The following is a 13603-nucleotide window of genomic DNA, read 5'->3' as shown; positions in this document are numbered from 1 at the left end:
CCCGGCTTGCCGGGCGCAGGACCACCAATGCTCGACTTGTCGTGACAGTCCAGTCGCAAATTATCCAAGAGTAATCCCCATTAAATCCGAGCGTATGCTTGTTGCGCGTTCTGCGTTCCCTTATTGTTCTTCCATGGGCACCACGCAAGAGCTGGCACCTCACACTGCCGACCGCGCGCTCCAGGTCACCTACAGGAACCTATCCGAGCTCACTCCTGATCCCCGCAATGCGAGGACGCACCCCAAGAGGCAGATCGAGCAGATCGTCGCCTCGATCACCGCGTTCGGGTTCACCAACCCGATCCTGGCCGATCCCGAAGGTAATCTCATCGCCGGACATGGGCGCCTGCGCGCAGCCAAACAGATGGGGCTCGAGCAGGTCCCCGTCATCGAGCTGGCCGGTCTGTCCGAAGCCCAGAAGAAGGCGCTGCGCCTTGCGGACAACAAGATCGCGCTCAATGCAGGCTGGGATACGGAGATCCTCAAGCTTGAGCTCGCCGACCTGTCGCTTCCAGAGATCGATCTTGACCTGTCGCTGACCGGGTTCTCCGCGGGCGAAATCGATGTCGTGCTTACCGAGAACCAGGATCCCGACGACGAGGTTATTCCGGAGGTGCCGACGGAAGTTCGGGTTATGTCCGGCGACATCTGGCAGCTTGGCGAGCACCGCATCGGCTGCGGCGATGGCCGCGATGTCGATTTCCTGCGCAGCGTGATCGGCGATGGTGCCGCAATCGACTGTGCATTTCTCGATCCGCCCTATAACGTGAAGATCAACGGGCACGCCAATTCTAAAGGTCGGCACCGCGAGTTTGCCATGGCCTCGGGCGAAATGAGCGAAGGCGAGTTCCGCGATTTTTTGACAGATACGCTTGGCGCCTGCGCCGAGGTCTCACGCGAAGGGGCTATCCATTTCGTTTGCATGGACTGGCGCCACATGGACGACGTCACGGCGTCGGTTGGAAGTGTTTACGACACGCTGCTCAACATCTGCGTGTGGAACAAGAGCAATGCGGGGATGGGCTCGCTCTATCGCTCCAAACACGAGATGGTGTTCGTCTACCGGGTCGGCGACAGCCCTCACACCAACTGTGTCGAGCTTGGCAAGCATGGCCGCAATCGCACCAATGTCTGGGATTACGCCTCGGTGAATTCGATGCGCGGTTCGCGGCGCGAAGACCTTGCGCTTCATCCTACCGTCAAGCCGGTCGCGATGGTGGCGGACGCCGTCTGCGATGTGACGAAGCAGGGCGAGCTGGTGCTCGACATTTTCCTTGGTTCGGGCACGAGTTTGATCGCTGCCGAACGTGTGGGGCGCAAGTTCCGCGGCGTCGATATCGATCCGGCCTATATCGATTTGGCCCTGACCCGCTGGAGCGAGATCACCGGCAAGGAGCCGGTGCTCGTCCACCGCGAGGCGCCTGACGAGGCTGCCGCATGAGCCGCGCGAGCAACGGCCGGTTTCAGAAGGGCCAGTCGGGAAATCCAAACGGTCGACCCAAAGCGCGACGTCCGCATAACTCGGCCTTCGACATCATCATCGAGAAGTCGCTGACGGTCACTCAGAACGGCGTCGAGCGCGAGCTGACGGTCGACGAGGCACTAGAATGGCAGACCTACCAGGCTGCACTTGGCGGAAGCCGGATGGCGATCCGCAAAGTGCTCAAGATGATCGAGAAGCGCGAGGCGGTGCTGGCGAAGAAAAATCCTCCGGCACCGCGCAACATCAAAGCCGAAGCACACTACACTTCGGACAATGCGAGCGAGGCCATGCGCATTCTCGATATCGCACGGCCAGATCCAGGGATGAACGGCAAACGATGGTTTTTACAGGCCTGGGCAACGCAGGCAGCGCTGAGTCGACCGGGGCGAAGAAGGTTCGAGAAGAAGGATGTCGATGATATCAAGTTCTTCACTTCCGACTCCGAAACCCTGCGCTGGCCACGGGGGCCGGCAGCATGAACGCGCAAGAGCCGGTCGGCTATGGCAATCCTCCTGCCTCCAAGCGGTTCAAGAAGGGTTGCTCCGGAAACCCTCGTGGTCGCCCGCGTAATCGCCACCGCCAAATCCCACACGATACGGTGCTCGGCCAGATGGTGACCATCAAAGAGGATGGCCGCAAGCGGCGCGTCACTGCGGCCGAAGCCTTTCTTCTTCCACTTACGCAGAAGGGGCTCGCTGGAGACAGCGCGGCTGCGCGATCATCTCTCGAAGCAATCGAGAAGGCGCGATCGAGCCGCGGCGAGGATCACGAAATGCTCGAGGTCATCATTTTGAAGATGGTCGGACTTGGCATGGACTCCATTCTTGAGCCGCTCGGTATCGCGAAAAAGAAATACCCGACCGACGAGGACCGGGTGCGGTGGGAACTCAATCCATGGATCGTCGAGAAGGCGCTTGATCGTATGGGCGACCGGAAGCTGACGGTCGACGAGCAGCAGGAGGTTTGGATGGCGACACGTACACCGCACAAAGTTCGGTGGCCGGACTGGTGGAGTTACAAAGGATGATAGGATGACATGTCCAAGCGAACACTGCCGCGCAGCCTCTCCTTCGCAACGGGATGCTCTACCAGACGAACTGCTTCGCTTGCCTCCGATAGCACCGAAGACAGGAGTGAAGTGTTGCCAGTACTGCGGCTGCCTATGGGCGCGTGATAAGAATGGCGTCGCCTCTGTCTGGTATGAAAGGCCGGTCTAGCCGTTGGCAGCTTTGCGCCCCCATTCTGGACATAAGAGGCCGAAGTCCAAACTCCCAAAAGCGGACCGTCCGCCGTTCCGGTGCATCAGCTCGGTCTATGGCGACTTAAGGGGTGGCAATTGGCTCTCGTTTGCAGCGTGCTTTAGTCTGTTCGGTAGATCGTTGCTTGGTGGATCGCGAGTTTCCACTCGCCGCTCTCGTTGGTCCAAACTTCGGTGGTGCGCCGACTAATTTTCTCGCCCGCAAACCGTGCCTTGCCAACCGGTGTCAAGACTTCGACGCCCATCAAAACGACATCATGGTCGCCACGCGCTGCCGCATACTCGATCGTCCGCTCGAGCGTTTCGTAATGGATAAGCCCGGTCTCCAAGTTTTGCTCTGCGTCCGACTTACGCGCGATGCGATTGAACGGATTGTTGACCACCGCATCTTCGGCGAAGATGGCAGAGAAAGCATCCTTGTCGCGCTCCAAGATGGCCCGATCCATCCGTTCGGTTGCTTCCAGGGCCCCCGCGATGCGCGGTGTTTTCGCTGCCGCCTCGACTTCCGCGTTGGCGGCGCGCCATGAGGCTGACGCGGGCGTTGTCGCGAGTGCCATCGTTGCGGCAGTCAGAAATAGGAAATGTCTCATTGCATCCCTCCCAAAAGCGGCTGCACCGCAATCGACGGAGCCGTGCCAGGACTAAGCGCACACGCTCCTGCGGAAGTCTACGAATATCCTCCGGAGGTTTGATCCTTCGCTCTGCCGCCTGATGACCGCTTCGGCGTCGCTGGCGGAAGGTCCGGATTTAGTGACCGCGGCACCCGAGACAATCGGCAAGTTCGCAGTGTGAAGCCGGCGTTTCAGAATGTTAAAGGCTGTCGGGCTATTTCGGGCCATTCCATTTAAGTCAGGATCGGAGAAACGATCGATGCACCCTGTCCCAAAAACCCCAATGGAGGCGCTGGCGATATTCCGAAGTCCGGAGTCGGAAGAGTGGGAACGGGACTACGCCGCCGGAATGATCACCTCACTCGACGAGGCGCTATCTGACCTCGTCGCCGTCGCATGCGACCCCAGCGTTAGTGCAGGCCTCCAGCAACGCGTGGCAGAGGCTCTTTCATTCGCATGGCGAGACAGAGGGATACTTTGGACGACCGATATATCGGGCTTCACACCCATAGCCCGCCAAGAAATACTGTTCCGTCGCGGCGAAGGACCGCCATTCCAAGGTCCATGGCCAGAAGAGTGATGCGAACGACCGCAAAGGCGTCGGAAGCGGAATGGCAGCTTTTAGAGCGATTGTGCCGAAACGGGCAGCTAGCGACCCATCAGCGGATCTGGTCGCAAATAGCATCGTAACGGGCCAGATACTTTCGTAGACGATCGGCATCGTCAGTGGATTCGGGGCGCGACGGTCGAAACAAGGAAGCGTTGGGCGACCCCATGCACGAAGCCGCTTACGCATATTTTCCACCTTTCACCACTGACGCGAAGCGCGGCCGAGCGGTGTATTACTCGGCGCTTTCGAGCCGGCGCTGCCGCTGGAACTCGTAGAGCGAGGGCGCGTTCATAACCGGTTTGCCCAGCCATTCGACGTGCGGGGTGGGCGTATGATCCAACAGTAGCGGCCGATTGCCGTGCAACCCGATTATCCGTGCATCGGGTCCTTCAGAGCCCGCATAAATCGTAAGAGGTTCGCCTGGCGCCACCCCTCCGTCGACGATGATCCTCAGGTTCCATGTCGTGTTGTAGCGAGCATGGCCGGGCTTCCAGTAACCGGCGCCGCCCGCCTTATAGAGATCGAACATCGGTGTACCGTCTTTAGCCGTACGGTCGGGAGTCAGGTGGACCGTAACATTGTCATAAAGGTTCTGGTGGTTAGCCCCGGCATGCTGGTCAAGGCTCGGGCGCGACCAAACCACGGCATCCTTGTAAACCGATTTGGTTGCCTGCGTATTGAAGCTGAGAGCGTGAATTGTCGGATTGCGTATCGTCAGGCCATCGACCAGCACATTGTGCACATTCCCTATATGGACGCTGTAATGCGCCATATGATTGCCCTTTGTGACTATGTTCGCGATAGTGACGTTGGCAAGGTCATCGGTCAGGACACCACTGTCGGAATTCGTGATTGTGATGTTGCGGACCCAGCCGTTGTGCACGCCAGTGAAGTAGATCCCGTTATACCCAGCTTCGTTGTGGTGGCCGAAAAACGGGTTCTCCGGAAAGGTAAGGGCCATGTCCTGAATGCCGACATTCGAAAGATGCTCCCAACTCGCGAAATAGGCTGGCAGCGCCGCGCTGACGGGGTGCAGCAGGGGGTCAGAAATCGTCACGCGATTGCCTTCGATACGCACTATTTGCGTTGCCTGCCGAACCAGCGGTCGGTCGGGCAATTCCCAGTGCCGTGAACCGATTTCCTCTTCGGTTTCGCCATAGAGTTCACGGATGAGCGGACCGTCCGGGCCTGCCCGGTTGTGCCAGTGGATTTGAAGGACATCACCGACCGAAAGTCGGCTGGCTTCAGCGACAGTCAGAACCCGTTCGCCCCGCTGGCCGGCGGTGATGTCCGACAGCTTGCCTATGGGTTTGTCGTGGCTCTCGAGGTAAGTTGCGTGTCGGCCTTCAGGCACGCGGGTCCAGATGAAGGCACCGCTCCAGCTCCAGGGCGAGAAGAGCGTGTCGAGATTGGCTTTCTTCTGTCGCTCGCGCTTGTCGTTTTTGACCAAATAGGTACGCAACTCGTCGAGCGCGCCGCCATCATCAATCTGATTGAGTGGGCGAGGCATGTAAAGCTCAGTTCCGCCAACGCCCGAGCCCATACCAGACAGGACGATACCGCTCTTCTCAATCCACAAGATGTCGCTTAGCAAATAGCGCCCCGGACCAAACTGAACACGAACGGGACCCTCCTGCTCTGTTGCAGCGGCGATCGCCGCTTCGATGGCCTTGGTATCGTCTATCTCATCATCCGGGCGGGCGCCGAAATCATCTACCCGCAACTCGTTCGCCACATGGGGGATTGCAGCGATGCCAGATCCGAATCCTGCATAGGAAAAGTCCGGCAGCCAATTCTCCGCCTCTCGGTCACCTTCATCGAGGATCGGGGGCAATATTTGCGCAGAAAGCGGTTGTCCGCCAGCGAGAAGTGCCGGAAAGCTAACTGCAAATGCGCTATTTTTCAGTAATTTGGCTATTAGTCGCGACATAAAATCCACTCCCCTTACCTCTTTTGCAAAAGAGTCATTGACGCGCAATGGCACCGGTGTCAATAATTTAGGTAACCGGTGTCAAAATGGCGCCATCGCGGAATTGTGAAAAGCCGCTACACCATCGGGAGGGAGACCCAATGCGCAACTTTGTCATTTCCCAGCCTCACGCTGGAAGCCTGAATATGTATACAATCAAGAGCGCCCTGCTCGCGTCAGCCATAGCCGTGACGCCCGCCGCTGCATTGGCGCAGGTTGCACCGCCGGACGACGACACCGACGTGGTCGAAGAGGCATTGCAGGACGACAATACCATTGTGGTCACCGGAGAAATCGCGCGCACCATCGAGAACTCGCTCGAAACGAAGCGCGAACTCGACGTTATTGGCGATGCCATCGTGGGTGAAGATGTCGGTGACCTGCCTGACCTCTCGGTTGCAGAAACGCTGGAGCGTATCGTCGGCGTGACCTCGGACCGATTCAAAGGCGGCGCTTCGGAACTGTCCGTTCGCGGTCTCGGCGCTTTCCTGGGTTCATCGGCTTTCAACGGACGTGAGGTATCGTCGGGCAGCGACGGGCGCGACGTAAACTACGGCCAATTTCCGAGCGAACTCATAAATGGCGCCATCATCTACAAGTCGCAGCAAGCGAGCTTCATCGAAGGCGGCGTGTCTGGCATCATCGAACTGCAAACCCTGCGGCCGGTCGATTATGGCAAGCAGCGGCTGCAGGTGCAGGGTCTCGTCGGGCTCAGCCCCTATCAAGATCGCGTCGTCGGTAGCGGCGGCCTCAGCACGCGACTGACTGCGTCCTATATTGACCAGTTCGATCTCGGCGGCGGCGAACTCGGAATCGCAATCGGTGGGCAGATGCGCAACGATAACGCACCTGAAGATATCTACACTTCCAGCTCGACCTATCGCCCCTGCAACACCGTCGAGGGCATGGGACAGAGCAATAATTGTGATTTCGAATTCGACGATGTCGGCAACCCCACCGGTGCCGCAGGCGACGATTTCTATCTTGTTTCAAATCAGTATATTTACCGAGCGCAGGCTGCTGATGCGGACCGGGACGCCATTATGGGCGCCATCCAGTGGCAGCCCTCGCCCAGCCTCGATATCAACCTCGATGCACAATATTCTTTCCGCGACGATGTCGAGGAACGCGCAAATCTCGTCGTCGCCGACGGACGTCGCGACATAGTGCCGCTGGAAGTTTCGGACGCCGGCGCGCTGCTCTATTGGAGCGGCGAGACGCGCCTCGAAAACCAATCTGTCTGGCGCCAGCGGACCGAGGAATACCTTGGTCTTGGCGGCAACATTTCATGGACCAACGGCCGTCTCGTGCTGACTGCGGATGCAGGCTATTCCGAGACCAAGCGCAGGCAGGATGAAAAGGACATGCGCATTCGGACGAATGACCGCGTGCTCTACGAGCTCGATCAGCGTGGCTATAACATCCCGAACCTCATCCTGACCGATGTTTCGGACGTCGAAGAAGATACTGGCCTGATGTTCGACCTCGACAATCATGACCTCTACGACAATGGTGCGCGCGCGCGTCGTCGTCTCGAGAACGTCGACGACAGCATCCTCGCTTTCCGCCTCGACGGGCTTTACGAGATGGACGGATCCTTCAACTCGCTCCAGGTGGGCGCACGCTGGGCGCAGCGCGAGCGCTTCCACGATGACGGTATCGACGAGACGGTCGATCTCATAAACGGCTATGACAGCGACGAAGCGATTGCCGCGCGGCAAGGAAATTTCCTCGTCAGCGACCTTTATGCAGGGTCGAACAGCCCGATGCGCGGGCTGACATTCGCTACTTGGGACGCGCAACAGCTATTCGCGGCGCTGACCGGTAGCGACGATGCAGGACTTCCGACCGGCTCCACGATTTCACCGCAGGATACCGATGTCACCGAGGAGACTTGGGCGGGGTATGTTCAGGCGAACTTCGACACCGACATGTTCGGCTCACCTGCACGCGGCAACGTCGGCTTCCGCGCGGTTCGCACCGAAATCACCTCCATCGGCATCAGCAGCGCGGTCGAAACGTCGCCCGGTTCGGAACCTGGCACGGTTATCGTGAACCCGATAGGCGAACCTGTCGTAAACACAGAGACCAACGACTTCTGGAACTTCTTGCCAAGCGCCAACATCATCTTCGAACTCGATCCCGATGTCTTGCTGCGCCTTGCAGCCTATCGCGCCATAGCGCGGCCCGATCAGGAAGCGATGTCCGCCGCGCTGTCATTCAGCGACGACGATTTTGAGGATGTCGGCAGGGCCATAACGGCCAGTGGCAACCCTTTGCTCGAACCGCTGGAATCGTGGAACGGCGACATTTCCTTCGAATGGTACGCCTCGCCAACCACGTCACTGGCCGTCGCAGGTTATTACAAGAGCCTGCAGACCGGCTTCCAAACCGATGTCACCAGCATTGACCTGCTCGTAGACGGCGTTTCGACTCCGGTCACGATTGCCCGCACGGCCAATTCCGACGACAAGAGTGACCTTTACGGTTTCGAAGCCACGCTCCAGCACAAGTTCGACTTCGGCCTGGGCTTTCTCGCCAGTTACAATTACGCGGATTCGAACTTCGAATTTCCCGACCCAACCACGATCCCAATCCGCATCGATGGAACGGCTACGGAAGCACCCTTGGCAAATTACGTCCAGCCGGCGAATATTCCGGGCTATTCGAAGCATAGCCTCAACGGCACCGTGTTTTTCGAAACCGGTCCTTTCTCCGCCCGGCTGGCCTACAAATGGCGATCGGACTATTTCAAGCCGTTCCGCAATGACGCGAACCGGTACACCGAAGATCAGGGCTTCCTCGATTTTTCGGCGAGTATGGATCTGATGGACGGTGTTCAGATGCGCTTCCAAGCTCTGAATATCCTCGACGAACCCAACGTCTTCTATCGCCCCACTCCCGACAGCCTGGCTCAGACCGACTATTCGGGCGCACGGTATTTCATCGGCCTTCGGGGCAGGTTCTGAAACCGCCGAACCGAGTGGGGCCGATGAGAAGTAAGCTAACAATCCTCCCGGCACGGGCGCTGGAGACCTCGGCTATCCTCACCCGGGCAAGGCTGGCAGGGTCGGCCTTGCCCGGCCCCCCTCCCGGCCTTCCCGACGACCTCGACACCGCTTACGCCATCCAGCATCATTCGATTTCGGAGTGGCCGGACTCTGTGGCTGGCTGGAAAGTCGGCGGCGTGCCGGCAGACTACGTCGAGCACTTCAATGAAACGCGCCTCGCAGGCCCCGTTTTTGCCCGTTCGGTAGTCCATGCTAATGAACAACGCGCTGCAAGGATGCCGGTATTTTCCGCTGGCTTTGCTGCAATCGAACCGGAATTCGTCCTCCGCATTGGCCGCAAGCGAAGCGAAGACAAGCTGTTCATAGGGGCGGAAATCGCCAGCAGTCCGATACCGGCCATCAACGATTTTGGGCCTACGGCGGTCATCAGCGATTTCGGCAATAACAACGGTTTGCTGATTGGTTCCGAGATTGAAGAATGGCTAAACGAAAGCGAGCCGGTGACAGTCACAGCCCACATCGACAATGAGCAAGTAGCCGCTCGCGAAGTATCAGCGTTATGTGGCGATGTCGAAGCGGCGAGGAAATTTCTGTTCGATCTTGCCGAACGTCTTGGTTTTGCGCTTCCTCCAGGGACTTACATTTCCACGGGTGCCATCACCGGTGTGCATGAAGCGACCATCGGCGCAAGCTCGAAGCTCGATTTCGGCAGGTTCGGAGAGTTGCGTCTCGAGCTGGTCCAGGCAAAACCTGTCGTATGACGACTGTATTCGCTAACATGCAGGCCTCGCGTCGAGCCGTGCTAGCGGGCGGTGCGGCCGCCTTAGCAGCCGGCTGCTCGCGCGGACTGGGCGGAGGCGTTCTGACGGCGACAGACACGCATGTATTCGATTATCCCACGGTCCAGGCGGTTGTACATTTTGGCGAATTGCTCGAGCAGGCGACGGGTGGCAGACTATCGCTGCGCATGTATGCCGGCGGGCAGCTCGGCAATGAGCGCGACACACTTGAGATTACCACTTTCGGCGGACTTGACTTCAATCGCGTGAATCTCGCACCGTTGAATTCCATCGAGCCCCTTACGCGTGTGGCAGCGCTGCCCTTTCTTTTCACATCGACAGAGCACATGCGCAGCACGCTCGACGGTCCCATAGGTGCGGAAATCCTCGCCTCGCTAGAGCCGCACGGTCTGATCGGCTTGTGTTTCTACGATTCTGGCGCCCGCAGTTTCTATAACACGCGCGGCCCGATCAGGACGCCGGACGACATGCGTGGGCTCAAACTTCGAGTGCCTGGATCGGACCTCTATATCGCTATGGTCCAGTCACTCGACGCCGATGCGGTGCCGATGCCGCTAGACGAGGTTTACCAAAGCCTGGCGCAAGGCGTGATCGATGGTGCGGAGAACAATTGGCCCAGTTTCGAAAGCGGACGTCATTTCGAAGTTGCGCGCTATTACAGCCTTACACGCCACCTGCTCGCTCCCGAGGTCTTCGTAATGTCGAAGCGCCGGTGGGATACGCTATCGGCCAGCGATCAGTCACTTATTCGCCAAGCGGCGAAACAGAGCGTCCCGTATATGCGGGATTTGTGGGATGCGCAGGTCGCCAAAAGCAAGGCAATCATCATGAAATCCGGAGTCGAAGTGAACGAAATCGAACCCGCGCCCTTCGCAGAAAGGATGCGCGGGATGTGGGCTGAGTTTCTGACAACCCCGCAACAACGCGACCTTGTGAAGCAAATCCAGGCAGTGGGTGGCGTGACATGATGGAGCGGATTGCAGGCATCCTCGTGAAGCTGGGCGCGGCAGGGCTCATTCTTATGACCCTGGTTGTTGGCTGGCAAGTCTTCGGTCGCTTTGTTCTGCAAAGCAGTCCTTCATGGTCGGAGCAAACCGCTCTCCTGCTGATGATCTGGTATGTTTTCCTTGCCGCTGGCGCGGGTGTTTGGGAGCGCTTCCACATCCGCATCGAGATCTTCGAAAAACGCCTTATTCCAGGCACCAGGAGGCGCTTGCGCATCAGCATCCATGCGCTGATTGCGGTCATGGGACTGGTCCTGCTCCTATTTGGAGCGCAGCTCATCTGGCTGGTGCGTGACCATGTCATACCATCGCTGGGGATCAGCCGGGCTTTCGCCTACATTCCCATTCCAGTGACGGGTGCACTCATCATCCTGTTCTCGATCGGACGAATTCGCGTGCGCATCGCCGAAGCCAACTGATGGAAATCCTTGTCCTTTTCGGCGTCTTGTTCGTCCTTCTTGCCCTCGGCGTGCCGGTAGCCTTCGCCCTGTTCGGGGCTGCCTTGGCGACCTTTGCATTCATCGACATTCCACTCATCGTCGCGGTGCAGAGGATGGCGGCGGGTATCAGCGTCTTCACGCTAATGGCTATCCCCTTCTTCATTTTCGCCGGCGACCTCATGTACCGCTCGGGGATAGCCGAAAGGCTGGTGCGTGTGGCCGATGCCGCATTCGGGCGGGTGCGCGGCGGACTGGGTCTTGTCAATGTCGGCGCGAGCATGATGTTCGGCGCGGTTTCCGGCTCGGCTATAGCTAGCGCGTCGGCCATCGGCTCGACCATGGTGCCGCTGATGGACGAGAAGGGCTACGACCGCGATTATTCGGTCAATGTCACGGTAACAGCGGCAGTGGTCGGCTTGCTCATACCGCCATCCCACAACATGATTATCTATGCTGCTGCATCCGGTGTTGGCGTCTCCATCGGCGACCTGTTCCTCGCGGGGATCCTGCCAGGAATTCTGACCGGCGGATTGCTGATGCTGACCGCCTGGCTGGTGGCCCGCAAACGTAACTTGCCCAAAGGTAGTTTTCCCGGTTGGCGCAGCTTTTTGCGCGCATGCCTTTATGCAGTGCCTGGCCTGATGACAGGGGTCATCATCATGGGCGGAATACTTTCGGGCATATTCACGGCAACAGAGAGTTCGGCCATCGCAGTGCTCTACACGGTTGTCGTCGGCACGGTCGTCTATCGCAACCTTGGCCTCAAGGGCACATGGGAAGCCGCACAAAAATCGGTACGCACTGCGGCCATGGTCCTGTTCATCATCGCAGCTGCGACCGCATTCGGCTTTGCCCTTGCGTTGCTCGAGGTGCCGGCGGCGCTCGCCAGTCTAATCGGGGTCATGACCGACAATCCGCTGCTGACGCTGATTATTATCAATGTCATGCTTCTATTGCTCGGTACTTTCATGGACATGGCCCCGCTTATCGTCATCACGACGCCAATTTTCCTCCCCGTTGCGATGGCAAGCGGGGTGGACCCGGTGCACTTCGGCATCATCCTGATGCTGAACCTTGGTATCGGTTTGGTGACGCCGCCGGTCGGCTCTGTGCTGTTCGTAGGCTCCGCTGTCGGCAAACTGCCGATTGCCGAAATGGTACGCAGCATCTGGCCTTTCTATCTCACGCTCCTTGCAGCGCTGGTATTGGTCAGCTTCGTGCCTGCATTGTCGCTGTGGTTACCGGGCATCTTATGACACCGCGGTACTTGGCCAGCGCCACGCATTTCCATAAGGGAAGTTATGGCCAGTGACAGCAAACCGACAATCAATGACGTGGCGCGTATTGCCGAGGTCTCGAAGAAGACAGTCAGTCGCGTAATAAACAAATCCCCGCTGCTCAGCGAAAAGACTCGCGAGCGCGTGGAACAGGTTATTGCGGACATTGGCTACGTCCCCAACCCCCAGGCCCGCGCTCTTGCGCTACGGCGCAATTTCGTCATCGCTGCCATTCATGACAATCCAAACGCACAATTTCTCGTGAATGTGCAGCAGGGCATTCTGGAAGGTCTCGCGGGAAGCGATTTCAATCTGATGGTGAAGCCGGTCGATCGCAATTCGCCGAATATCACCGACGACATCCGCGACTTTCTCGTGCGCCAGCGGCCATACGGCGTAGTCCTGCTTCCTCCGGTCTCGGAGAACGATGAGATTGCGCGGCTGTGCGATGACCTCGGCTGCCGGTATGTGCGGATGGGTTCTGTGCGACTTGACGAAGCCGAGCATACGGTGAGCTCAAACGACCGAGAAGCGGTGTGCGAAGCGGTAAGTTATCTCATCGAGAAGGGGCACCAGCGCATCGCAATCATCGAGGGGCCCAAGGGATTCACTTCGCCGCAGGAGAGGCGTGCGGGATTTGAGGAAGCCTTGCACAGCGCCGGACTGAAACTGGACGAGGCTCTGGTTAGGCCCGGCAGCTACACCTTCGAATCAGGCGTCGCCGCGGGGCAATCGCTGGTCGAAATGGCCGATCGCCCGACAGCCATTTTCGCCTGCAATGACGAGATGGCTATCGGTGCGATGATAGCGGCAAGGCGTAGCGGGCTCCTTATCCCGGAAGATCTCTCCATAGTTGGCTTTGACGACACTCCCCTGTCGAGCCATGTCTGGCCGTCGCTGACCACCGTGCACTGGCCCATTGTTGATATGGCCCGCACCGCAGCACTTAAACTCATCGCGCCTGACGATGTGGAGGCCAATGCTCGGTGGCTGTTGCCATCCGTTCTGATTGAGCGTTCTTCGGTCGTCCCACCGGCCGCCCGATAATCTTGTCAGAACACGCCTCAAGAAAGCACTTGCCCTCAGTAATGACACCGGTTACCTAATATGCGAAACGGCCGTTTGGCCGCAGCATTTGAA

The 13603-nt window shown here is 58.5% G+C and carries 11 protein-coding genes; 9 read left to right on the top strand and 2 right to left on the bottom strand.

What is annotated here, in order from left to right:
- Window positions 1–133 precede the first annotated feature (133 nt).
- Genes K3180_RS01865 through K3180_RS01855 form a run of 3 tightly spaced genes read left to right on the top strand, consistent with a single transcriptional unit; the run spans window position 134 to window position 2510 of the window.
- Complete coding sequence (locus tag K3180_RS01865) at window positions 134–1441, top strand: site-specific DNA-methyltransferase (RefSeq protein WP_221537943.1); 1308 nt, start codon at window positions 134–136, stop codon at window positions 1439–1441.
- On the top strand, window positions 1438–1962 hold the full coding sequence (locus tag K3180_RS01860) for a DUF5681 domain-containing protein (protein ID WP_221537942.1): 525 nt from the start codon (window positions 1438–1440) through the stop codon (window positions 1960–1962). Before K3180_RS01865 ends, K3180_RS01860 begins: the two co-directional genes overlap by 4 nt.
- Window positions 1959–2510, top strand: a complete 552-nt coding sequence (locus K3180_RS01855; RefSeq protein ID WP_221537941.1) for a DUF5681 domain-containing protein — start codon at window positions 1959–1961, stop codon at window positions 2508–2510. Before K3180_RS01860 ends, K3180_RS01855 begins: the two co-directional genes overlap by 4 nt.
- 332 nt (window positions 2511–2842) lie before the next feature.
- Here K3180_RS01855 and K3180_RS01850 read toward each other — a convergent pair whose 3' ends face one another.
- A complete protein-coding gene (locus K3180_RS01850) occupies window positions 2843–3331 on the bottom strand; it encodes a nuclear transport factor 2 family protein (protein WP_221537940.1) in 489 nt (162 codons plus the stop codon).
- 863 nt (window positions 3332–4194) lie between these two features.
- Window positions 4195–5796, bottom strand: coding sequence for a glycosyl hydrolase family 28-related protein (locus tag K3180_RS01845; protein WP_221537939.1), 1602 nt, complete (start codon window positions 5794–5796; stop codon window positions 4195–4197).
- A 281-nt stretch (window positions 5797–6077) separates the two neighbouring features.
- Here K3180_RS01845 and K3180_RS01840 point away from each other — a divergent pair, with 281 nt between their 5' ends.
- The 6 genes from K3180_RS01840 to K3180_RS01815 are packed head-to-tail and all read left to right on the top strand — an operon-like array spanning window position 6078 to window position 13510.
- A complete protein-coding gene (locus tag K3180_RS01840; RefSeq protein ID WP_221537938.1) occupies window positions 6078–8900 on the top strand; it encodes a TonB-dependent receptor in 2823 nt (940 codons plus the stop codon).
- A 23-nt stretch (window positions 8901–8923) separates the two neighbouring features.
- Complete coding sequence (locus K3180_RS01835) at window positions 8924–9703, top strand: 2-keto-4-pentenoate hydratase (RefSeq protein ID WP_221537937.1); 780 nt, start codon at window positions 8924–8926, stop codon at window positions 9701–9703.
- Window positions 9700–10710, top strand: coding sequence for a TRAP transporter substrate-binding protein (locus K3180_RS01830; protein WP_247710223.1), 1011 nt, complete (start codon window positions 9700–9702; stop codon window positions 10708–10710). The genes K3180_RS01835 and K3180_RS01830 overlap by 4 nt, the downstream gene beginning before the upstream one ends.
- Before the next feature lie 23 nt (window positions 10711–10733).
- The gene (locus tag K3180_RS01825; RefSeq protein ID WP_345719410.1) at window positions 10734–11165 is read left to right on the top strand and encodes a TRAP transporter small permease; all 432 of its coding nucleotides are present in this window, start codon (window positions 10734–10736) and stop codon (window positions 11163–11165) included.
- Entirely contained in the window at window positions 11165–12442 is a 1278-nt protein-coding gene (locus K3180_RS01820) for a TRAP transporter large permease (protein ID WP_221537935.1), read from the top strand. The genes K3180_RS01825 and K3180_RS01820 overlap by 1 nt, the downstream gene beginning before the upstream one ends.
- Before the next feature lie 45 nt (window positions 12443–12487).
- Complete coding sequence (locus tag K3180_RS01815) at window positions 12488–13510, top strand: LacI family DNA-binding transcriptional regulator (RefSeq protein ID WP_221537934.1); 1023 nt, start codon at window positions 12488–12490, stop codon at window positions 13508–13510.
- Window positions 13511–13603: the final 93 nt, after the last annotated feature.

It is taken from the genome of Qipengyuania huizhouensis (assembly GCF_019711635.1).
Lineage (GTDB): Bacteria > Pseudomonadota > Alphaproteobacteria > Sphingomonadales > Sphingomonadaceae > Qipengyuania > Qipengyuania huizhouensis.
The sequence above is the reverse complement of the archived record's forward strand: the minus strand, read 5'-3'. Positions and strand labels throughout refer to the sequence as shown.

Bases quoted from the DNA above. Each gene is read 5' to 3' on its own strand.
- K3180_RS01865 (WP_221537943.1), top strand. From the start codon at position 134: ATGGGCACCACGCAAGAGCTGGCACCTCACACTGCCGACCGCGCGCTC.
- K3180_RS01860 (WP_221537942.1), top strand. From the start codon at position 1,438: ATGAGCCGCGCGAGCAACGGCCGGTTTCAGAAGGGCCAGTCGGGAAAT.
- K3180_RS01855 (WP_221537941.1), top strand. From the start codon at position 1,959: ATGAACGCGCAAGAGCCGGTCGGCTATGGCAATCCTCCTGCCTCCAAG.
- K3180_RS01850 (WP_221537940.1), bottom strand. From the start codon at position 3,331: ATGAGACATTTCCTATTTCTGACTGCCGCAACGATGGCACTCGCGACA.
- K3180_RS01840 (WP_221537938.1), top strand. From the start codon at position 6,078: ATGTATACAATCAAGAGCGCCCTGCTCGCGTCAGCCATAGCCGTGACG.
- K3180_RS01835 (WP_221537937.1), top strand. From the start codon at position 8,924: ATGAGAAGTAAGCTAACAATCCTCCCGGCACGGGCGCTGGAGACCTCG.
- K3180_RS01830 (WP_247710223.1), top strand. From the start codon at position 9,700: ATGACGACTGTATTCGCTAACATGCAGGCCTCGCGTCGAGCCGTGCTA.
- K3180_RS01820 (WP_221537935.1), top strand. From the start codon at position 11,165: ATGGAAATCCTTGTCCTTTTCGGCGTCTTGTTCGTCCTTCTTGCCCTC.
- K3180_RS01815 (WP_221537934.1), top strand. From the start codon at position 12,488: ATGGCCAGTGACAGCAAACCGACAATCAATGACGTGGCGCGTATTGCC.